This is a genomic window from Stenotrophomonas sp. STEN008 (assembly GCF_056760435.1).
This window is the reverse complement of record NZ_JBRRET010000037.1, coordinates 1-20,576: the sequence shown is the minus strand read 5'-3', so window position 1 is coordinate 20,576 and position 20,576 is coordinate 1. Positions and strand designations below refer to the sequence as shown.

The following is a 20,576-nucleotide window of genomic DNA, read 5'->3' as shown; positions in this document are numbered from 1 at the left end:
GATCAGCCCTTCAGCGAATCGACTTCGCCGACATTGATCGTGCGGCGGGTACGGAACAGGGTCACCAGGATCGCCAGGCCGATGGCGGCCTCGGCAGCGGCGACGGTCAGGATGAAGAACACGAACAGCTGGCCGGATGGATCGCCCAGCTGGCGCGAGAATCCGACGAAGTTGATGTTCACCGACAGCAGCATCAACTCGATGGACATCAGCAGCACGATGATGTTCTTGCGGTTGAGGAAGATGCCGGCAAGGCTGATGCAGAACAGCACCGCGCCCAGCGCCAGGATATGGCCCAGAGTGATCATGCCTTGGTCTCCTCTTCGCCCGCCGCAGGCGTGCTGTTGCTGTGCACCACCGGCTGCTCGGCACTCATCTTGACCACGCGCAGGCGATCGTGCGCCTTGACCATGGTCTGCTGCGTCGGGTTCTGGGTCTTCAGGCCTTCGCGGCGACGCAGGGTCAGCATCACCGCGGCCACCACGGCCACGGTCAGGATGACGGCGGCGAACTCGAACGGCAGCAGGTACTCGGTGAACAGGCTGCGGGCCAGCCAGGTGACGTTGGACGTGTCAGCGGCCAGAGCGGCGGCATTGTCGGCCGGGAACGGGTTGACCGCCCTGCCCTTGACGCCGATCAGCATCAGCATCTGCACCAGCATCGCCACGGCCACGACCAGGCCCACCGGCAGGTAACGCACCCAGCCCTCACGCAGGTTCGACGGATCGATGTCAAGCATCATCACCACGAACAGGAACAGCACCATCACCGCGCCGACGTAGACCAGCACCAGCGCCACACCGAGGAACTCGGCGCCCACCAGCAGCCACACGCAGGCAACGGAGAAGAAGGTCAGCACCAGGCACAGAACGGCGTGCACGGGGTTGCGCACGCTGATCACCGCCGCGGCGGAGATGCCGGCCACGATGGCGAAGACCCAGAAAGCGATATTTACCCAATCCATCTCTCGACCTCAGCGGTAAGCGGCATCGGCGGCGCGACGCTCGGCGATCTCGGACTCGAGACGGTCGCCCAGGGCCAGCAGCTGCGGCTTGGTAACGATGTTTTCGCCACGATTCTCGAAGTGGTACTCGAGGATGTGGGTTTCGACGATCGAGTCCACCGGGCAGCTTTCCTCACAGAAGCCGCAGAAGATGCACTTGAACAGGTCGATGTCGTAGCGGGTGGTGCGGCGGGTGCCGTCCTCGCGCTTGGCCGAATCGATGGTGATGGCCAGCGCCGGGCAGACCGCCTCGCACAGCTTGCAGGCGATGCAGCGCTCTTCACCGTTGGGATAGCGGCGCAGCGCATGCAGGCCACGGAAGCGCGGCGACTGCGGGAACTTCTCCATCGGGTACATCATCGTGTACTTCGGCCTGACGCTGTACTTCAGCGTCAGCCAAAGGCCGGCCAGCAGTTCGAGCAGCAGCAGGCTCTTGAAGTAATGGGTAATCCTGTTCATCACTTTAGACGCCCTTTTGAATCACGCCGAAGAACACCATGACGGCGGTGACCGCGATCCAGAAAATGGTCAGCGGAATGAAGACCTTCCAGCCCAGGCGCATGATCTGGTCGTAGCGGAAGCGCGGGAAGCTGGCACGGAACCAGATGTAGGCACTGGCGAAGAAGAACACCTTGACGAACAGCCACGGCGCGCCACCCTTCCAGATCCAGTCGACCAGCGGCGACACAGTGCCCGGATCGACCCAGCCCTGGATCGGGCTCAGCCAGCCACCGAGGAAGAAGATCGAGATCAGGAAACTGATCAGGATCATGTTCGCGTACTCGGCCAGGAAGAACAGCGCGAACGCGCCGCCCGAGTACTCGACCATGTGGCCAGCGACGATTTCCGACTCGCCTTCCACCACGTCGAACGGCGCACGGTTGGTCTCGGCCACGCCGGACACCCAGTACACGACGAACAGCGGGAACAGCGGAATCAGGAACCAGTCGAAGAAGCCGGAACTGCCGGCCTGGGCCATCACGATGTTGCTCAGGTTCAGGCTGCCCGAAGCGATCATGACGCCGACCAGGGCGAAGCCCATCGCGATTTCGTAGCTGATCATCTGCGCCGAGGCACGCATCGCACCCAGGAACGCATACTTCGAGTTGGACGCCCAGCCGGCCAGGATGATGCCGTAGATGCCCAGCGAGGTCATCGCCAGCAGGTACAGCAGGCCGGCATTGGCGTTGGACAGCACGATCTGCGAATCGAACGGAATCACCGCCCAGGCCGCGAACGCCGGGGCCAGGGTGATCAGCGGTGCCAGCAGGTAGATCGCCTTGTTGGCGTTGCTCGGCTGGACCACTTCCTTGAACAGCAGCTTGAAGACGTCGGCGAAGGCCTGGAAGATGCCCATGCCCACGTACATCGGGCCATGGCGGACGTGCATCCAGCCGATCAGCTTGCGTTCCCAGACCACGTAGAAGGCCACCGAGACGATCACCGGTACGGTGATCACCAGGATCTTCAGGATGATCCAGAGCAGCGCGCCGATGTCACCGAGGCCGAGCAGCCACTGGTGCAGCGGATCGACCGCGTTCAACAGCAATTCGTTCATGCAGCCACCACCGTTACGCGAGCGGCACCCAGCGGCGCGGTCGCGCCGTGGCCCGATTCAATCCAGACCGAACCCGCAGCGACGCGGGCGTCGACCACCACCGGCAGGGTGGCGCGACCGGCATCGGTGCCGACCTTGGCCATCTGCCCTTCCTGCAGCTGCAGGCGTGCGGCATCTTCCGTGTTGAGGACGATGCGCGGGGCGTTGTTCAGCGGATGCGACTGCAGCGCCGGAGCGCGGCGGACCACGGCATCGGTGCGGTAGATCGCCGCCGTCGAGGCCACTTCCAGGCCTTCGCCTGCAACGGCCGGCTGGGCCGACGCAGCCACGGTGACCGATACCGGTGCCAGGCTGGCACGCAGGCCCGCCAGATCGATGAAGTCGAAACCGGCCACCGCCAGCTCACCGCCCAGCGCACGCAGGACGCGCCAGCCTTCACGGGCCTCGCCCGGCAGCTTGCCACCGGCACGGGCCGACTGTTCGCGGCCATCGAGGTTGGTCAGGGTGGCGTCGATTTCCGGCAGCGCACCGATCGGCAGGATCACATCGGCGACGTCGCGGGTCGAGGCGCAGGCGAAGTGGCTGAACGCCACGACCTGGGCACCGGCCAGCGCCTTGCGCGCGGCAGGCGCATCGGCGAAGTCCAGGCCCGGCTCCAGGCCGTACACCACGTAGGCCTGGCGCGGCTGCGCCAGCATCGCGGCGACGTCCCTGCCGGCCGGCAGCACGCCCGCACGGGTCAGGCCGACGGCGTTGGCGCCCTGCGGAATGCGGCACAGGCGGGCACCGGTGGCGGTGGCGAAATCACGCGCGGCGGCGCGGATCGCGGCAGCCTGCGGGTGGTTCTCGGCGATGGCACCGACGATCAGCACGGTGTTGCTGCCACCCTGCACCGCCGAACGCAGCTCGGCGTTGGCCAGGGCATCGACGAACTGCGACGGTGCGACGATCTGCTTGCCGGCGATGCTGAAGGCGAAGTCGAAGTCGACCGGGTTGACGACGTGGATCTTCGCGCCGTTCTGGGTCTGCGCCTTGCGCAGGCGGGCATGCAGCAGCGGCAGTTCATGGCGGATGTTGCTGCCCAGAACCACGATGCGGTCAGCGCCTTCGATCTCCGCCAGCGGCAGGCCGAACACTTCGGCGGTGGCGGCGTCGGAGAAATCGCGGTTGTTGATGCGGTGATCGATGTTGCCCGAACCCAGGCCCTTGGCCAGGCGCGCCAGCAGAGCGCCCTCCTCGTTGGAGGTCGACGGGTGCACCAGCACGCCCAGGGTGTCGCCCTGGTTCGCCTTGAGGATGTCGGCGGCAGCGGCCAGGCCTTCGGCCCAGCTCACTTCCTTCCACTCGCCGTTGACCTTGCGCAGCGGCTTGACCGCACGGTCTTCGCTGTACAGGCCCTGGTGCGAGTAGCGGTCGCGGTCGGACAGCCAGCATTCGTTGACCGCTTCGTTGTCGCGCGGCACCGAACGCAGCACTTCACCGCGGCGCACATGCAGGAACAGGTTCGAACCCATCGCGTCGTGGTAACCCAGCGACTCGCGCGCGGTCAGCTCCCACGGACGGGCACGGAACTGGAACACCTTGTTGGTCAGCGCGCCGACCGGGCAGACGTCGACGACGTTGCCGGACAGTTCGGTGGTCAGGGGCTTGCCGTCGTAGGTACCGATCTGCAGGTTCTCGCCGCGGTACATGCCACCCAGTTCATAGGTGCCCGCCACTTCGGCGGTGAAACGGACGCAGCGGGTGCACTGGATGCAGCGGGTCATCTCGGTGGCGACCAGCGGACCCATGTCCTCGTCCGGGACCACGCGCTTGCGCTCGTTGAAGCGGCTGACCGAACGGCCATAGCCCAGCGACACGTCCTGCAGCTCGCACTCGCCGCCCTGATCGCAGATCGGGCAGTCCAGCGGATGGTTGATGAGCAGGAACTCCATCACCGAGCGCTGGAACTTCAGCGCCTTCTCGCTGCGGGTGGCGACCTTCATGCCGTCCATCACCGGCGTGGCGCAGGCCGGCGCCGGCTTCGGCGACTTCTCCACGTCCACCAGGCACATGCGGCAGTTGGCGGCGATCGGCAGCTTCTCGTGGTAGCAGAAGCGCGGAATCGGAATGCCGGCCTTGTCGGCGGCCTGGATGATCATCGAACCCTTGGGCACGACCAGGGACTTGCCATCGATCTCGATGGTCACATGGTCCGGTGGCACGTTCGGGTTTACGGGTTGCGCGCTCATGCGGCGGCTGCCTCCACCTTCTTGCCGTCAACCATCGAATGACCGTTGACGATGTAGTACTCGAATTCGTCCCAGAACTGGCGCAGGAAGCCCTGGATGGGCCATGCCGCCGCTTCGCCGAACGCACAGATGGTGTGGCCTTCGATCTGGCCGGCCACCGCCTTCAGCTGGTGCAGGTCTTCCATCGTGGCCTTGCCGGCGACGATGCGCTCGAGCACGCGGTGCATCCAGCCGGTGCCTTCACGGCACGGCGTGCACTGGCCGCAGGATTCCTTGTGGAAGAACTGGCTGATGCGGCAGGCGAACTTGACGCAGCACACGCTGTCATCCAGCACCACGACCGCCCCGGAACCCAGGCCGGAGCCCAGCGCACGGATGGTGTCGTAGTCCATCGGCAGGCCCTTCAGCTCCGCCGCGGTGAGCACCGGCATGGAGACGCCGCCCGGAATCGCACCCTTCAGGGTACGGCCCGGGCGCAGGCCACCGGCCATTTCCAGCAGCTCGTCGAAGGTGGTGCCGAGCGGCACTTCAAAGTTGCCGCCGTTCTGCACGCAGCCGGAGACCGAGAAGCACTTCGGGCCGCCATTGGCGGTCCGGCTCAGGCCCTTGAACCACTCCGGACCGTTGCGGATGATCGCCGGCACCGAGCCGTAGGTCTCGGTGTTGTTGATCGTCGACGGCTTGCCGTACAGGCCGAAGTTGGCCGGGAACGGCGGCTTGTAGCGCGGCTGTCCCTTCTTGCCTTCCAGCGATTCCATCAGCGCGGTTTCTTCGCCGCAGATGTAAGCACCGGCACCGAGAGCACCGTAGATGTCGATGTCCACGCCTGAGCCCAGCACGTTCTTGCCCAGCCAGCCGTTCGCGTAGGCGTCGGCCAGGGCCTGCTCGAAGTGCTCGAAAGGCTCGTGGTGGAACTCGCCGCGCAGGTAGTTGTAGCCCACGGTCGAACCGGTGGCGTAGCAGGCGATCGCCATGCCTTCCACCACCGAATGCGGGTTGTAACGCAGGATGTCGCGATCCTTGCAGGTGCCCGGCTCGGATTCATCCGAATTGCAGAGGATGTACTTCTGCATGTTGCCCTTGGGCATGAAGGACCACTTCAGGCCGGTCGGGAAGCCTGCGCCACCGCGGCCGCGCAGGCCGGAGGCCTTGACCATCTCGATGACCTGCTCCGGCGGGATCTTCTCTTCGAGGATCTTGCGCAGGGCAGCGTAGCCACCGGTCTTGAGGTAGCTTTCGTACGACCACGGAGTGTCGTAATGCAGGGTGGTGTAGACCACCTGGTGCGGCAGCGGAGCGGGACCGACCGGGCCCTTGGATTCGTGGTGATGTGCCATGCCCTTACTCCAGCCCGTCCAGCAGCTCGTCGACCTTTTCCAGGGTCAGACGCTCATGGTAGTGACCGTTGATGACCATCATCGGCGCACCGCCGCAGCCGGCCAGGCACTCTTCCTCGCGCTTGAGGTAGACGCGGCCGTCCGGGGTCGATTCGCCGTGCTTGATGCCCAGCTTCTTCTCGCAGTGGCGCACGATGTCCTCGGCGCCATTGAGCCAGCAGCTGATGTTGGTGCAGATGGCCACGTTGTTGCGGCCTACCTTCTCGGTCTCGAACATCGAGTAGAAGCTGGCGACCTCGTAGGCCCACACCGGCGGCAGGTCCAGGTACTTGGCCACGCCGGCGATCAGCTCGTCGGTCAGCCAGCCCTCATTCTGCTCCTGGGCCGCATGCAGGCCCTGCAGCACGGCAGAGCGCTTGCGGTCCGGCGGGAACTTGGACAGCCAGTGATCGATGTGAGCGCGGGTCTTGTCGCTCAGCACCACCATCGGGTCGACGTCGCGCGCCGCCTCGAAATTACCTGTCGCCTTCATCGGCCGACCTCAGCGAAATGCATAACGTGAAATTCCAGGAACTGCAGCGCCGGCTTGCGCCGGCTGCCTGCAGCAGGCGTTGGCGTGGCAGACGGCATTACCGGTCAACCTCGCCGAACACCAGATCGTAGGTACCGATCATCGCCACCACGTCGGCCAGCATGTGGCCGCGCACGACCGAGTCGATCGAGGACAGGTGGGCGAAGCCCGGCGCACGCAGGTGCACGCGGAAGGGCTTGTTGGCGCCGTCGGAAACCAGGTAGCAGCCGAACTCACCCTTCGGGGCCTCCACCGCCGAGTAGGTCTCGCCGGCCGGCACGCAGTAGCCTTCGCTGAACAGCTTGAAGTGGTGGATCAGCGCTTCCATGTCGTCCTTCATGTCCTCGCGGCTGGGCGGAGCGACCTTGAAGTTCTTGACCATGACCGGGCCGGGGTTGGCCTTCAGCCATGCCACGCACTGCTTGATGATGCGGTTGGACTCACGCATCTCGGCGACGCGGACCAGATAACGGTCGTAGCAGTCGCCTTCCTTGCCCAGCGGAATGTCGAAATCAACGGCATCGTACTTGGCATACGGACGCTTCTTGCGCAGATCCCAGGCGATGCCCGAGCCGCGCAGCATGACGCCGGTCATGCCCCACTGGTGCGCCAGTTCCGGGGTGACCACGCCGATGCCGACGGTGCGCTGCTTCCAGATGCGGTTGTCGGTCAGCAGGGTTTCGTACTCGTCGACGCGACCCGGGAACTCATTGGTGAAGTTCTCCAGGAAATCCAGCAGCGAGCCCTCGCGCGAAGCATTGAGCTGCTTCAGCGCCTTGCCCTTGTGCCAACGGGATTCCTTGTACTTCGGCATGTGGTCCGGCAGGTCGCGGTAGACACCGCCCGGACGGTAGTACGCCGCGTGCATGCGCGCGCCGGAAACCGCTTCGTAGCAGTCCATCAGCTCTTCGCGCTCGCGGAAGGCATACAGCATCACCGCCATCGCGCCCAGGTCGAGCGCGTTGGAACCCAGCCACATCAGGTGGTTGAGGATGCGGGTGATCTCGTCGTACATGGTACGGATGTACTGCGCACGCTCCGGCGCTTCGATGCCCATCAGGGTCTCGATCGCGCGCACGTAGGCGTGCTCGTTGCACATCATCGACACGTAATCCAGGCGATCCATGTAACCGATCGACTGGTTGAACGGCTTGGACTCGGCCAGCTTCTCGGTACCACGATGCAGCAGGCCGACGTGCGGGTCGGCGCGCATGATGGTCTCGCCGTCCATCTCCAGGATCAGGCGCAGCACGCCATGCGCGGCCGGATGCTGCGGGCCGAAGTTCATGGTGTAGTTGCGGATTTCCTGCCGGCTTTCGGCGGCATTGCTGGCGAACGCTTCGCCGGCCTGGTGTACGTGGCTCACTTCACTGCCTCCTGCGCGCGCTCGCCGGCTGCGGTCTGCAGACGGGCGTCGTCGCGGATCACGCGCGGCACGCCGACACGCGGCTCAACCGAGGTGACCGGTTCGTAGATCACGCGCTTCTTTTCTTCGTCGTAGCGCACTTCGACATTGCCGATCAGCGGGAAGTCCTTGCGGAACGGATGGCCGACGAAACCGTAGTCGGTCAGGATCCGGCGCAGGTCCGGGTGGCCTTCGAAGATCACGCCATACAGATCGAACGCTTCGCGCTCGAACCAGTTCAGGCCCGGCCAGATGCCGGTCAGCGAGGACACCACCGGCAGTGCTTCGTCAGGTGCGAAGCAGCGCAGGTGCATCATCAGGTTGTGCTGGTACGAGCGCAGCTGCGCCACCACGGCAAAGCGCTGGGTCGGCATGTGCTGCGGGCGGGCGCCTTCGGCACTCTCCTCGCTGGGGAACTCGCCCCACGCGAAGCGGCCCTGCGCCTTGCCCTCGACGCCGCGGCTGAAGCCGTGCGAGGACACGTCGGCGGTGTCCCATTCGTCGGAGCCATAGCCCAGGTAGTCCACGCCGCAGAGGTCCACGGCCTGCTCGAAACCAAACTCGTCACGCAGCGCCAGGGCGGTGGCGTGCCACTCGGCGGCAGGCACTTCCAGCGTCACTTCGCCGCGGGGTTCGACCACGATGACCTTCGCACCAGCGAAACGTGCGGAGAGTCGGTCGATGAAGGATGCTTGCTCTGCCATGGGGGCTTGGCGCGCTCTTGTCAGGTGAAGGGGTCAGCGGGCGATGGTCTGTGTACGCCAGATCTTCTTCTGCAGCTGCAGGATCCCGTACACCAGCGCCTCGGCGGTCGGTGGGCAGCCCGGGACGTAGACGTCCACCGGCACCACGCGATCACAGCCGCGCACGACAGAATAGGAATAGTGGTAATAACCACCGCCATTGGCACAGCTGCCCATGGAGATCACCCACTTGGGGTCGGGCATCTGGTCGTAGACCTTGCGCAGTGCCGGGGCCATCTTGTTGACCAGCGTACCGGCGACGATCATCACGTCGGACTGGCGCGGCGACGGGCGGAACACCACGCCGTAACGGTCCAGGTCCAGGCGCGCGGCGCCGGCGTGCATCATCTCCACGGCACAGCAGGCCAGGCCGAAGGTCATCGGCCACATCGAGCCGGTACGCGCCCAGTTCAGCAGGGCGTCGACGCTGGTGGTGACGAAGCCTTTTTCCAGCAGGGGATTGTCGCCTTCCGGCCGCAGGATGTCATCAACCCGCCCTTCCGGGGTCGGATTGTTCATCAGGCCATCGAGCGTCTGAATCACTCCCATTCCAGCGCTCCCTTCTTCCAGACGTAAATGAAACCGAGGAACAGCATGCCGACGAACAGGCCCATGGTGACCAGCGAACGGGCACCCAGCTCCATGAAGACCTGGGTCCACGGCACGATGAAGATGATTTCCAGGTCGAAGACGATGAACTGGATCGCGATCAGGTAATAGCGCACATCGAACTTCATGCGCGCGTCTTCGAACGCCTCGAAGCCGCACTCGTACGGCGAGAGCTTTTCCAGATCAGGGCGGCGGGGACCGAGGAGTCGGCCGACCAGCATCAGCACGACGCCGATACCGGTGGCAACGATCAGAAACAGCAGAGACGGCAAATATTCGGCCAGCACAGCGATTCTCTCTTGCCTCTGCCGCTGCGCCTGCAGGCGCTTTGGCATGGGGGAGTGGACGGGAATCGCCCTGGCGCATTGCGCGCCAGGTGAACCCGCTTTACTTACAAATGGTGCCCAAGAGGGGACTCGAACCCCTACGACTTGCGTCGCTACCACCTCAAGGTAGTGCGTCTACCAATTCCGCCACCTGGGCAAACGATCACATCAGACTATCTTCCCGATGCGCCGCGTATTGTAACCGGCTTCAGTCTTTCTGGGAGCCTTCCGACGGCTTTTCTTCACCAGAAACCGAAGATTCCGCCTGAGCCGGCACAGTCGCCGCCGGAACCGGGGCTGCCGGGACCTCATCGGCCTTCGGAACGGCCGGCAGTTCGCCCGCAGGGGCGGCCGGAGCGCTGGCCGCCGGGGCGGACATCAGACCCAGGTCCTGCTCGGCGGCAGGACGGCTGCCGTGGCCGGCATACCAGGCCATGAAGAGACTGATGCCGAAGAACACCACGGCCAGCCACTTCGTCGACTTGGACAGGAAGTTCGAGGCGCCACGCGCACCGAACACCGTTCCCGAGGCACCGGCACCAAAGCCCGAACCAGCCGCTGCGCCCGAGCCACGCTGCATCAGGATCAGCGCGATCATGGCTACGGCAACCAGCACGTAGACGACATTGAGGATCAACATCAGCATTGGAAATCCGCCCTCGGACAATACTTCTAGGATTTAGTTCGCGGCCGCCGCCTTCGCGATGGCCAGGAAGTCCGCGGCCACCAGGGAGGCGCCACCGACCAGCCCACCATCGACATCCGGCTGCGCGAACAGTTCCCCGGCATTGTCGGGCTTCACGCTGCCGCCGTAAAGAATGGGCAGTGAATCAGCAATTCTAGCATCGATGCGCGCGACTTCGCCACGGATGAACGCGTGCACCTGCTGCGCCTGCTCCTTGCTCGCGGTGCGGCCGGTGCCGATCGCCCAGACCGGCTCGTAGGCGACCACGGCGCTGGCGAAGCCGTCGGCACCGACGAGATCCAGCACCGGCGCCAGCTGGCTGGCGATGACCGCTTCGGTCTGTCCGGCCTCGCGCTGCTCCAGGGTCTCACCCACGCACAGTACCGGCACCAGGCCGGCATGCAGGGCAGCGGCGAACTTGCGGGCAACCAGTTCGCTGCTCTCGTGGTGGTACTGGCGACGCTCGGAATGTCCAACCAGGCCGTAACGGGCACCGACCTCGTGCAGCATGGCCGCGCACACTTCGCCGGTGTAGGCCCCCTTCTCGTTGCTGCTCACGTCCTGGGCACCGAAGGTCATGCCGGTCGCGCCGAACTCCTCGACCAGCTCGCCCAGGTACGGCAGCGGCGGCAGGATGACGACATCGACCCCGTCCAGCGGCAGCCCCGCAGCCACCTGCCCCAGCAGTTCATTGGCGAATTGACGGCTGCCATGCAGCTTCCAGTTTCCGGCGACGATCTTGCGGCGCATGAGCGGGTGGCTCCTGTGTGAAGTCAGCCGGTCATGATACCCGTTACGGCAAAAATCCGTTTCCGTGTAAGCGGTTACATGGATTTCCAGCCAACGGCGCGGCCCCTCGTGGCGGGGGTGGGGTTGGTCGCGGGGAGCCCCGGGTAGTTGATCGGCCCGGCCGGGCGGGCGGGACTGCACAGGGGACGCTGCAAGTACGTCCCTGTAAGCTCGATCGCCGCATCCATGCGGCTCACGCCCCTGCGCAGCCCCACCCGCCCGGCTTCTGACACATTCCGGCGGTTCCGCCCGCCACGGAAAGAGAAAAGAAGATCAAAGGCAAAAGCGGCATTGCAGGTGACTACCGGGGTCAGATCCGGATCTGACCCCTGCCCCACCTCGGTGTGACAGATCTCATCCATCCGTCACCGGGAAACTGTCGAAGGCGGGGAGGTGTCGGATGGCGGGGTGTCCGCGGCATGGATGCCGCGGCCAAGCCCCCAGGGACGGGTTTACGGCGTCTCCCGCAACCGGACCCACCCCGCCTACCTTCAGGAAGCCCGCTTTTGACGTTGACGTTGACGTGGCTTCGGCCTCTGCGGGTGCAGGGCGCAGCCCTGCAGAGAGAACCCTTACCTGAACAGGCCTTTTTGCGTGAAGTCTCAAACATCGTTTAGACTTGCGGAGTCTGCAGCGGCCGTCCGTTTCCCTCCGGGATCGCCGGCGACCAGGGTCCGCCCTCTTCGCCCGCCCCCACTCCGACGCCGTTCGTCACGCATTCCAGCCTGCGCTTCGTGCCGGCTGCACCCAATTCTCGCAGCGCGGTTCACGGGAACGCTCCGAGTCAGCCGATCAGTTTGATCTGCCCCCGTCTGTCCATTCGGACAGGCGTTTCTTGTACTTGGAGCACACTCGATGTCTTTTGAATCGCTGGGCCTGGCGCCCTTCCTGCTGCGTGCGCTGGCCGAGCAGGGCTACGAAAACCCGACCCCGATCCAGCAGCAGGCGATCCCGCTGGCGCTGGCCGGTCGCGACCTGCTGGCCGGCGCACAGACCGGCACCGGCAAGACCGCAGCCTTCGGCCTGCCGCTGCTGCAGCATCTGGGCACCGCGCCGCAGGAAGTGCGTGGCGGTGGCCCGCGCAAGCCGCGCGCACTGATCCTGGCCCCGACCCGCGAGCTGGCCACCCAGGTGCATGACAGCCTGCGCGGCTACAGCAAGTATCTGCGCATCCCCAGCGCCTGCATCTACGGCGGTGTCGGCATGGGCAACCAGCTGGACATCCTGCGCCGTGGCGTGGACCTGCTGGTGGCCTGCCCGGGCCGCCTGATCGATCACCTGGAGCGTCGCAGCATCGACCTGTCCGGCATCGAACTGCTGGTGCTGGACGAAGCCGACCGCATGCTGGACATGGGCTTCCTGCCGTCGATCAAGCGCATCCTGGCCAAGCTGCCCAAGCAGAACCGTCAGACCCTGCTGTTCTCGGCCACGTTCGAGGACAACATCCGCCAGCTGGCGCTGGAGTTCATGCGCAACCCGGAACAGATCCAGGTGACGCCGAAGAACACCGTGGCCGAGACCATCACCCATCGCGTGCATCCGGTCGACGCCGGCCGCAAGCGCGACCTGCTGCTGCACCTGCTGGCACAGGACAGCCGTGAGCAGACCCTGGTGTTCGCCCGGACCAAGCACGGCAGCGACAAGCTGGCCGCGTTCCTGGAGAAGTCGGGCATCAAGACCGCGGCGATCCATGGCAACAAGAGCCAGGGCCAGCGCCTGCGTGCGCTGGGTGACTTCAAGGCCGGTCGCGTGACCGTGCTCGTGGCCACCGACATCGCGGCGCGCGGCATCGACATCAACGAGCTGCCGAAGGTGATCAACTTCGACCTGCCGATGGTCGCCGAGGATTACGTGCACCGCATCGGCCGCACCGGCCGCAACGGCTCCACCGGCCAGGCGATCTCGCTGGTGGCGCAGGACGAGGTCAAGCTGCTGCGCGCAATCGTGCGCCTGCTCGGACGCGACATGGACATCCGCGATGTGCCGGGCTTCGAGCTGCAGGTGCCGATCCGCTGGGGCAACAGTGCACCGGGTAAGGCCGAGCACGACACCGGCGAGCGCGCCCCGCGCAAGAGCCACGCGCGACGTCCGCACGGCGATGCGCCGCGCCATGCCCACGCCGGCCCGAAGAAGGCCGGTGGTGGCCGTCGTGAGGGTGGTGGCAACGGCCAGCAGCGTGCCGGCGCTGGTCAGGGCCAGCGTCGTGGCGGAGGCGGCAACGGCGGTGGTCGTGGCCGCGGCCAGGGCGGCGGCGGTCGCGCCGGCTGATCCTGACTGACAGGAATGAGGGCGTCCCGCTGCGCGGGAGGCCTTACATCGGGGACGGCGCTGGCGCGCCGTCCCTTTTTTGTTGCCCGCGCATCAATCAAGGCGCCAGACGCCTCACCCGCGTGCTTTCGCCGGATTCGCCAGATTCCCGAAGAAGATCGCATTGATCAGCAGTCGATCCGTGCCATGCCAGTACTTGCGGTGTGCCGGATCATCGGCGAACAGCACCACGTTGCCCTTTCCCTGGGCCGACACCAGCAGCCACGCACTGCCTGCCACCCGCGCACGATTGCGCTCGGACAGGTAACCGTTGACCCGTGGTGACGCGTCGATGCGCACCACCGTCGAGAACGGATTCGCACTCGGCTGCAGCGTCACGCTGTTTTCCTTGTTCACCGCCAGCTGCCGGCCCGGCACGCCGAACGCCAGGGGATGGCTGGTATCGACATCGGCGCTGAGGATGTTGCCGCTCACCCGCTCGATCGCGGCGATATCGCGCTGGTCACCGAAGGCGCGACGGTTTTCGTCGCCGGCCTCTTCGTCCTTGCCGGTCTTCTCGCCATCGGCGAGCTTCTGTTCGATCGCCCACTTCGACGCGCTGCCATAGGTCACCAGCGAGCCGCCGGCCTGCACCCAGCGCTTCAGTGCGGCCACGGCAGTCGCATCGACACTGTTGTAGGTGCCACCGGACAACACGAGGGTGGTGTAGCGATCCAGCGGAACCTTGCCCAGCTGCTGCGGATCCAGCTTGCTGGCCGGCAGGTGCAGGTGCTGGTCCAGCAGGAACCAGGCCGATCCGATCTCGGTGGCCGCCACGCCTTCGCCCATCACCAGCGCCACGGCCGGCTTGCGCAGTGCCTTCACGCCATCGCTGCCGAGATCGATGCCCTCGCGGCTGCGGCCACTCGACAACGCATGCACCTGTACGCCTGAAGCACGTGCCGCCGCGGCCACCGCGTCGAGCAGGGCCGCCCCCTGCAGTGGCTGGCCGGCGACCGGAACGACGATGCTGCCGGCCGCGAAAGCCACATCGCCCTGTGCGGTTCCGGCGGTGAACGGCTGGAATGCAGCGCGGGCGGCCAGTCCCCTGCCCTGCAGCTCGGCCAGCGCACGGCTGGCGTTGTAGTCACGCCAGTCGATGGCATAGGCGAACCCCGCCTGGCCGCCGACGACCGCGCCCTGCAGTGGTGGCAGCTCGCTCACCTGTGCACCGCCGTCGATGCGGCTGCGGCTGCCGGCGAAGGCCACGCCGTAGGCTGGCGCAATAGCGTAGCTGGTGCTGCCATAGAACACGTCGCCCTTGATCGGCGGCGTCTCGGCGAAGATCGAGTGCACCAGGCGGAACTGCGCCTGCTGCACGGGCACGACATAGGCACTGCCTGCCTGGAAGCGCTTCCCCTCGACGGTGACATCGCGATCCAGCGCGCGTACCTCGATCCGGTGCAGGAGCAGCAGTTCAAGCAGGCGCCGGGTCAACGCCGGATCATGCGCGTCGCCGAACACGAAGGTCTTCTGCGGCTGCTGCGCGGCCTGCTTCAATGCGCTCTGGAAGAAGGTCTTCTGCAGGTCGAACAGGCCACTGCGCTCGGCCACCGCACCGCGCACCGTGCCCAGGCCGGTGGCGACCTGATTGCGGATGGTGAACGGGAAGGTCAGCAGCCCGTTCACCGACTCCTGCACCCGTCCCCGCGAACTGGCCTGCTCGACGGTGACACCGACCGCGCCATGGAAGTCCGGATAGGTCGAGCCATACACCGGCGAGAAGTTGTCGAAGTTCTCACCCGTGTAGTACAGCGACCCCAGTGCGTCCAGCGCCTGTGCGTGGTACGTGGCCAGTGTCCTGTTGAACTCGTAGGAGGCAGCCGGGATCAACGGGCTGTGCATGCTCTTCGGCGAAGGCTCGAAGTAGTACGTGCTGTCCTTGCCCATCTCGTGGAAGTCGATCTGCACGTTCGGGTACCACTGGTGGAAGGCGGCCACCTTTGGCCGCGAATCCTGCTGGGTCAGCGCCAGCCAGTCGCGGTTGAGATCGGTGAAGTAATGGTTGGTACGGCCCTGCGGGAACGGCTCGACATGCTCCTTGTCAGCCGGATCGGCCGAGGCCGGGTCCGATGCCCAGGCGTTGTGCCAGTTGGCGGCACGGTCGCGTCCGTCCGGATTCTGCGCCGGGTCGAACAGCACCACCGCCTGCTGCAGCCATTGCTGGGTTTCACTGCTGCGATTTGCCACCAGGTAATACGCGGTGAGCATCGCCGCTTCGCCGCTGGAGGTTTCATTGCCGTGCACACTGTAGCCCAGCCAGACCACCACCGGGCTGTCACCGGCTGCGCTGCGCGGTTGTGCCGGATCGACCAGGGTCGCGTGCTGCTGGCGGATCTGTTCCAACCGCGCCTGGTTGCTGGCCGCGGTGATGGTGGCAATCAGCAGGGGGCGGCCTTCATAGCTGCGTCCAATGTGCTGGACGCGGATCCTGTCCGAATGCCTGGCCAGTTCCTCGAAATAGGCGACCAACTGGTCGTGGCGGGTGTAGCGGCTGCCGATCGGATAGCCGAGGAACTGCTCCGGCGTGGGAATGGCGCTGTCGAACGCGTCGGCCGCGCTGGCCTGCGGGAAGAAATAGGCGCTCTGCGCCTGCGCCGACAACGCGGGGAACACTGCGCTGGCAACGGCGAACAGCAACGGAAGAACGGCACGGCGGTGGAAGGACACGGTGACTCCCCGGAAACAGGACGGCAGAGGGCAACGTGGCCGGTCACGGCAGGTGACCCGCCACGGCGGTGGATCAGAAGCGGTAGTCGAAGCCCAGTGTGAAGTAGCGACCCCGCAGGTCGTACTGGGTGAAGTCATACGGCGCACGGATGCCCGGGAACGACGCATCGTAGGGCGGCGTCTTGTCACCCAGGTTCTGCACCTTGGCGTACAGGGTCAGGCTGTCGATGCCGGTGTACCCCAGGTACAGGTCGTACTGGCTGTAGCTGCCGACACGCTGCTGCACGGCCTTGGCGGCGGTACTGGCTTCCTGCCGATAGCTGCTGGTGTAGTACCAGGTCACCGCCGCGTTGAAGTCGCCGTACTTCCAGTCCAGCGTGGTGGTGGCCTTGTCCTTGGGCAGGCTGGCGCCGAGGTTGCTGCCGGCGTAGTCGACCAGGGGCCCACCGACCACGGTCGGACGGCGGTAGTCACGGACGTGGGTGTAGGCCGAAGACAGAGTGAAATCTCCCAGGCGCGCCGTCGGAATGCGCTGGCGGAGTTCCACGTCGATGCCGGATGTCTTCAGCTCGCTCAGGTTCTGGTAGCGGTTGTATACGGCCTGCAGCTTGCCGCGCTCATCGCGCTGCACCGCACCGGCGACGTTGTCGTTGATCAGCGTCTGGGTGTTGTTGGTGCCGACCAGGTTGTCGAGCTGGATACGGTAGTAGTCGACACTCAGATTGGTGTTTGCCCACGGTGACAGCACCACGCCGAAGTTCGCGCTCTTGGTTCGCTCCGGCTTCAGGTCACTGTTACCCACGGTGAAGAACGTCGGGCTCTGCCGCGAGCCCGGCACATCCGGGTCGCGCGGATCGACCACGCTGCCGTAGGAGATGCTGGTGCTGTTGGAGTTCTCCGACAGCGAGGGCGCACGGAAGCCCTTCGAGGCCGACGCGCGCACCAGCAGGAAGTCCAGCGGTTGCCAGCGCAGTCCGAGCTTCGGCGAGAACGCATCGCCGAAGTCATCGTAGTGATCGGCACGCGCAGCGGCGGACAGTTCCAGGGTCGAGGCCAGCGGCACGTTCACTTCCGCGTACGCAGCGCTGACCTGGCGCTCGCCGTGCACCTCGGCGATGGCCGGACGCACCTGCAGGCCGGCATCGATCTGCCAGGGGTTGTTCGAATCGAGCTTCTCGCGGCGCCACTCGGCGCCAGCGGCAAAGCCGATGTCACCGGCCCAGGTGCGGCCCAGGCTGCCCGAGATCTTCGCATCGACACCCTGCAGCTTCGATTCGGCCGGACGCAGCGTGGCGATGTTGATCGCATCACGCACCGACTGCGGGGTCGCCGCCGGGTCGAGCAGATTGTAGCTGCCGCTGGCCAGCGCATCGGCCAGCGCCCAGCGGTTGGCGAAGCCGCCCGAGACGGTCTCACGCTCGCTGCTGCGCGCACCGAACGCCGCCACTTCCCAGTCCCAGTTGGCGGTCGTGCCGCGCAGGCCGAACACGCCGCGATAGGCGGTGGAGCGGTTGGTCTTGATGGTGCCGCCGAGATCGAAGAACGTGTACTCGATCGGCACGGCACGCCCGTAGGGGTTGTACGGATTGCCCGCCGGCAGCTGCGACGACACCGGCTCGGCCAGGCCGGTCTCGGCATTCAGGGCGAAGCGGCCGCTTTCCAGGGTGAAGAACGGGCTGCTGCCGAACCAGGCCGCGCTCTTGATCTGGCTGTACAGCACTTCACCGAACGCTTCGACGTTGTCGCCCAGGCGGAAGGTGCCGTTGGCATAGGCCTGGTAGCGCTTCGTGGATGGAATCAGCGTGGTGTACGGCGCTTGGTTGAAGCCGCAGGTGTCGCCAGCCAGGCCGTCGATCGGAGCGCTCGCGACGCGCGTGGTCCCGGTGGGGCAGTTGCCGCTGGCGTCGAGCATCGGCACCGACACGCCATTGATCAGATAGCGCGCCCCCTTGGCCGACCAGCCGTTCCAGCGCCCGCCCGGCAGGTCGGTGTAGATGCCGCTCTTGGTCAGATCGCGCTCGTCCTGGTCCAGGCGGTCGCGGTTGTAGCCCTGCAGACTGAACAGGATGTTGTAGCCATCGCTGTCCAGATCACCGAGGCCACCCACGAACTTCAGGTTGTGCTCGCGCAGGCCCCCTTGGTCGGCACCTCCGAAGCTGCCACCGATCTCGGCACCTTCGAAGTTCTGGCGGGTGATGATGTTGACCACGCCGGCCACGGCATCGGAGCCATACACGGCCGAAGCACCATCCTTGAGCACTTCGATGCGCTCGACCGCAACCAGCGGCAGGGTATTGAGGTCGACGAAGGTATCGGACAGGCCACCGGCCGGGAAGCCGTAGTTCGCCACGCGACGGCCGTTGAGCAGCACCAGCGTGTTCTTCGGTGACAGGCCGCGCAGGCCGATGCTGGCCGAGCCGGAGGCCCAGCCGTTGTTGGTGGTCTCGTTGTTGGCATTGCCGGTGTTGGCGGAGATCGAGCGCAGCACATCGGCGACGGTGGCCTTGCCGGTCTGTTCCAGCTGCTGGCGGCCGATTACCTGCACCGGATTGGACGCCTCGGTATCGGCGCGCTTGATGTTGGAACCGGTGACGCGGACGGCGGCCAGGGTACTGGCTTCGCCACTGGCGGCAGCGGTGGTTTCGGCGGCGGCGGACAATGGCGCGGCCAGAGCGGCGGCCAGGGCCGCCACGAGCAGGGTGTGCTGGGGCATGACGATGTGTGGGGTGGTGGTAGGGCGACGAAGTTCCGCAGTAATCCATGACTGGCCGGGGTCCGACCAATAACATCTCTTCATACGGATATAAGAGAAGCTAACATCTCTTCATCCGGATGGAAATAGTCACTCCGCTTCGGGGCCGGCGCGATCCCGGTCGGATGCGACAGCAGCGGCGTACAATCCGCTCATGGAAATCTTCAAAGTCTTCATGCTTGAGGCGGCCCACCGCCTCCCGAACGTACCGCCGGGGCACAAGTGCGCGCGCCTGCATGGCCACTCCTTCCGGGTGGAACTGAAGGTCGAGGGCGAACCCGGCGCGCAGACCGGCTGGATCATGGATTTCGGGGACGTGAAGGCGGCCTTCCAGCCGATCTACGAACGCCTGGACCACCACTACCTCAATGACATCCCCGGCCTGGAAAACCCGACCAGCGAGAACCTGGCGGTGTGGATCTGGAACGAACTCAAGCCCGCGCTGCCGGCGCTGAGCGAGATCACGGTCCACGAGACCTGCACCTCCGGCTGCCGGTACCGGGGCCCCGGCACCTGAACAACCCATTGATATCTAAAGATTTCTAAAGGCGCCTTGGGCGCCTTTATGATTTTTGTTGCAATGCGGCATCATCGGCGTATGCTGCAATGCATCAAGTCCTTTCCCGACGCCCATGACCGCCGCCTTCAGCGATCGCTTCAGTGATGCCACCCGCCAGCTGGCCGCCGCCGCAACGCGCGCGAACCGGTTGGCGCTGGAGAACGCTGAAAGCATGTTCGGCGTGCAGCTGAAGGCACTGGAACGCAACCTGACCGCGACGGGCGGCTGGCTCGGCGAGCTGGCACGAAGCGAAGATCCGGCCGGATTGCTGTCGCAGGGCGCTCAGCTGTGGCAGGACAACCTGCAGCGGTTCGGGCAGGCCCAGCAGGACGTGGTCGGTCTTGGCCTGCTGGCTGGACGCTCCTGGTCCGAGCTGGTGCAGGGCTACAACGAATCAACAGCGGACGCGACCGGCCACACGCCCTGACGCGACGCTTTCGCTCATTGCATGGGTCCCTCCCCCCATGCAATCCGGACCCGGCAGATCCCTCCCTCTGCCGGGTCTTTTTTTATTCCTCGCCTGCGTGCAGATGCGCGTCTTCGCCCGAGCAGATCGCGAGCGCAAAGGCCTCGCGTCGGCCCGCAGCATGTGGGCAAATGTCCCCGGCGCATTTTCGCACCTCTGCGCACCGATAACCCCTGCACGCCGGGTGGATGCCCTTGCGTGCGAAGTGAAGGAGGAGGTGACGGCCACCGGCCGCCGCCGGGGGACATTCGCACGCAAGGGCATCCGACCGGCGCGCCACGGAAAAACGCACGCACCTGCGCACAGGCAGCCCCAACCCGAGCGATCCCATGCTAGCGCGGATACCACACCCGGAGGTGTCCCACCTGCCCACCCAACACGGTGCCGTCGTCCGCACACCGCTGCGTGCCGACAGCCCCTGCACGCCGGGCGGATGCCCTTGCGTGCGAAGTAAAGGAGGAGGTGACGGCCACCGGCCGGCGCCGGGGGGCCTTAGCACGCAAGGGCCTCCCCCCCGCGCCCCACCGAAAAACGCACATACCAGCGCGCAGGGGCAAACACCGCC

The 20,576-nt window shown here is 65.7% G+C and carries 18 protein-coding genes and 1 tRNA gene; 3 read left to right on the top strand and 16 right to left on the bottom strand.

Going from position 1 to position 20,576, the window contains the following annotated elements; genetic code table 11:
* Nucleotides 1-2 precede the first annotated feature (2 nt).
* The 14 genes from nuoK to tpiA form a co-directional block, all read right to left on the bottom strand.
* Complete coding sequence (nuoK, locus tag ACVOME_RS15350) at nt 3-308, bottom strand: NADH-quinone oxidoreductase subunit NuoK (RefSeq protein WP_053519917.1); 306 nt, start codon at nt 306-308, stop codon at nt 3-5.
* Entirely contained in the window at nt 305-964 is a 660-nt protein-coding gene (locus ACVOME_RS15345; protein WP_053519916.1) for an NADH-quinone oxidoreductase subunit J, read from the bottom strand. The genes nuoK and ACVOME_RS15345 overlap by 4 nt, the downstream gene beginning before the upstream one ends.
* Nucleotides 965-973: 9 nt before the next feature.
* Nucleotides 974-1,462 (bottom strand): NADH-quinone oxidoreductase subunit NuoI, encoded by a 489-nt coding sequence (gene nuoI / locus ACVOME_RS15340; protein WP_053519915.1) that lies wholly within the window; start codon nt 1,460-1,462, stop codon nt 974-976.
* Between the two features lie 4 nt (nt 1,463-1,466).
* Nucleotides 1,467-2,561 carry an NADH-quinone oxidoreductase subunit NuoH gene (gene nuoH / locus ACVOME_RS15335; RefSeq protein WP_053519914.1) on the bottom strand — a complete coding sequence of 365 codons (1,095 nt, stop codon included), beginning with the start codon at nt 2,559-2,561 and terminating at the stop codon, nt 1,467-1,469.
* Nucleotides 2,558-4,792, bottom strand: coding sequence for an NADH-quinone oxidoreductase subunit NuoG (gene nuoG, locus ACVOME_RS15330; RefSeq protein WP_053519913.1), 2,235 nt, complete (start codon nt 4,790-4,792; stop codon nt 2,558-2,560). Before nuoG ends, nuoH begins: the two co-directional genes overlap by 4 nt.
* Complete coding sequence (gene nuoF, locus ACVOME_RS15325; protein ID WP_065175540.1) at nt 4,789-6,129, bottom strand: NADH-quinone oxidoreductase subunit NuoF; 1,341 nt, start codon at nt 6,127-6,129, stop codon at nt 4,789-4,791. Before nuoF ends, nuoG begins: the two co-directional genes overlap by 4 nt.
* 4 nt (nt 6,130-6,133) lie before the next feature.
* Nucleotides 6,134-6,661 carry an NADH-quinone oxidoreductase subunit NuoE gene (gene nuoE, locus ACVOME_RS15320; RefSeq protein ID WP_006381132.1) on the bottom strand — a complete coding sequence of 176 codons (528 nt, stop codon included), beginning with the start codon at nt 6,659-6,661 and terminating at the stop codon, nt 6,134-6,136.
* A gap of 97 nt (nt 6,662-6,758) precedes the next feature.
* Nucleotides 6,759-8,066 (bottom strand): NADH-quinone oxidoreductase subunit D, encoded by a 1,308-nt coding sequence (locus tag ACVOME_RS15315; RefSeq protein ID WP_053519911.1) that lies wholly within the window; start codon nt 8,064-8,066, stop codon nt 6,759-6,761.
* The gene (locus ACVOME_RS15310; RefSeq protein ID WP_065181852.1) at nt 8,063-8,809 is read right to left on the bottom strand and encodes an NADH-quinone oxidoreductase subunit C; all 747 of its coding nucleotides are present in this window, start codon (nt 8,807-8,809) and stop codon (nt 8,063-8,065) included. Before ACVOME_RS15310 ends, ACVOME_RS15315 begins: the two co-directional genes overlap by 4 nt.
* Before the next feature lie 33 nt (nt 8,810-8,842).
* Nucleotides 8,843-9,397 carry a NuoB/complex I 20 kDa subunit family protein gene (locus ACVOME_RS15305; protein ID WP_005410463.1) on the bottom strand — a complete coding sequence of 185 codons (555 nt, stop codon included), beginning with the start codon at nt 9,395-9,397 and terminating at the stop codon, nt 8,843-8,845.
* Nucleotides 9,388-9,744 (bottom strand): NADH-quinone oxidoreductase subunit A, encoded by a 357-nt coding sequence (locus ACVOME_RS15300; protein ID WP_053519909.1) that lies wholly within the window; start codon nt 9,742-9,744, stop codon nt 9,388-9,390. The genes ACVOME_RS15305 and ACVOME_RS15300 overlap by 10 nt, the downstream gene beginning before the upstream one ends.
* 111 nt (nt 9,745-9,855) lie before the next feature.
* Nucleotides 9,856-9,940: transfer RNA gene (locus ACVOME_RS15295), tRNA-Leu, on the bottom strand.
* Between the two features lie 51 nt (nt 9,941-9,991).
* Nucleotides 9,992-10,429: a preprotein translocase subunit SecG gene (secG, locus tag ACVOME_RS15290; RefSeq protein WP_065175541.1), complete on the bottom strand. Its 438-nt coding sequence runs from the start codon at nt 10,427-10,429 to the stop codon at nt 9,992-9,994.
* Between the two features lie 33 nt (nt 10,430-10,462).
* Nucleotides 10,463-11,218, bottom strand: coding sequence for a triose-phosphate isomerase (gene tpiA / locus ACVOME_RS15285; RefSeq protein ID WP_065175542.1), 756 nt, complete (start codon nt 11,216-11,218; stop codon nt 10,463-10,465).
* 894 nt (nt 11,219-12,112) lie between these two features.
* On the opposite strand from tpiA, the gene ACVOME_RS15280 reads away from it, so the two are divergent.
* Nucleotides 12,113-13,525 (top strand): DEAD/DEAH box helicase, encoded by a 1,413-nt coding sequence (locus ACVOME_RS15280; RefSeq protein WP_065175363.1) that lies wholly within the window; start codon nt 12,113-12,115, stop codon nt 13,523-13,525.
* Nucleotides 13,526-13,639: 114 nt separating this feature from the next.
* On the opposite strand, the gene ACVOME_RS15275 is transcribed toward ACVOME_RS15280, so the two are convergent.
* Both ACVOME_RS15275 and ACVOME_RS15270 read right to left on the bottom strand, forming a co-directional pair.
* The gene (locus ACVOME_RS15275) at nt 13,640-16,234 is read right to left on the bottom strand and encodes a M14 family zinc carboxypeptidase (RefSeq protein WP_481505253.1); all 2,595 of its coding nucleotides are present in this window, start codon (nt 16,232-16,234) and stop codon (nt 13,640-13,642) included.
* Between the two features lie 73 nt (nt 16,235-16,307).
* Entirely contained in the window at nt 16,308-18,947 is a 2,640-nt protein-coding gene (locus tag ACVOME_RS15270; protein WP_481505252.1) for a TonB-dependent receptor, read from the bottom strand.
* Nucleotides 18,948-19,140: 193 nt separating this feature from the next.
* Between ACVOME_RS15270 and queD the strand changes: the two genes are divergently transcribed.
* Entirely contained in the window at nt 19,141-19,503 is a 363-nt protein-coding gene (queD, locus tag ACVOME_RS15265; protein WP_053518296.1) for a 6-carboxytetrahydropterin synthase QueD, read from the top strand.
* A gap of 115 nt (nt 19,504-19,618) precedes the next feature.
* Nucleotides 19,619-19,972, top strand: a complete 354-nt coding sequence (locus ACVOME_RS15260) for a phasin family protein (protein ID WP_065175367.1) — start codon at nt 19,619-19,621, stop codon at nt 19,970-19,972.
* Nucleotides 19,973-20,576 lie beyond the last annotated feature (604 nt).

What these genes read in the sequence shown, in the direction of transcription:
- ACVOME_RS15305 (WP_005410463.1), bottom strand. Translation starts at nt 9,397, where the DNA reads ATGGGAGTGATTCAGACGCTCGATGGCCTGATGAACAATCCGACCCCG.
- ACVOME_RS15310 (WP_065181852.1), bottom strand. Translation starts at nt 8,809, where the DNA reads ATGGCAGAGCAAGCATCCTTCATCGACCGACTCTCCGCACGTTTCGCT.
- nuoF (WP_065175540.1), bottom strand. Translation starts at nt 6,129, where the DNA reads ATGGCACATCACCACGAATCCAAGGGCCCGGTCGGTCCCGCTCCGCTG.
- tpiA (WP_065175542.1), bottom strand. Translation starts at nt 11,218, where the DNA reads ATGCGCCGCAAGATCGTCGCCGGAAACTGGAAGCTGCATGGCAGCCGT.
- secG (WP_065175541.1), bottom strand. Translation starts at nt 10,429, where the DNA reads ATGCTGATGTTGATCCTCAATGTCGTCTACGTGCTGGTTGCCGTAGCC.
- queD (WP_053518296.1), top strand. Translation starts at nt 19,141, where the DNA reads ATGGAAATCTTCAAAGTCTTCATGCTTGAGGCGGCCCACCGCCTCCCG.
- ACVOME_RS15260 (WP_065175367.1), top strand. Translation starts at nt 19,619, where the DNA reads ATGACCGCCGCCTTCAGCGATCGCTTCAGTGATGCCACCCGCCAGCTG.
- nuoE (WP_006381132.1), bottom strand. Translation starts at nt 6,661, where the DNA reads ATGAAGGCGACAGGTAATTTCGAGGCGGCGCGCGACGTCGACCCGATG.
- nuoK (WP_053519917.1), bottom strand. Translation starts at nt 308, where the DNA reads ATGATCACTCTGGGCCATATCCTGGCGCTGGGCGCGGTGCTGTTCTGC.
- nuoH (WP_053519914.1), bottom strand. Translation starts at nt 2,561, where the DNA reads ATGAACGAATTGCTGTTGAACGCGGTCGATCCGCTGCACCAGTGGCTG.
- nuoI (WP_053519915.1), bottom strand. Translation starts at nt 1,462, where the DNA reads ATGAACAGGATTACCCATTACTTCAAGAGCCTGCTGCTGCTCGAACTG.
- ACVOME_RS15280 (WP_065175363.1), top strand. Translation starts at nt 12,113, where the DNA reads ATGTCTTTTGAATCGCTGGGCCTGGCGCCCTTCCTGCTGCGTGCGCTG.
- ACVOME_RS15270 (WP_481505252.1), bottom strand. Translation starts at nt 18,947, where the DNA reads ATGCCCCAGCACACCCTGCTCGTGGCGGCCCTGGCCGCCGCTCTGGCC.
- nuoG (WP_053519913.1), bottom strand. Translation starts at nt 4,792, where the DNA reads ATGAGCGCGCAACCCGTAAACCCGAACGTGCCACCGGACCATGTGACC.
- ACVOME_RS15345 (WP_053519916.1), bottom strand. Translation starts at nt 964, where the DNA reads ATGGATTGGGTAAATATCGCTTTCTGGGTCTTCGCCATCGTGGCCGGC.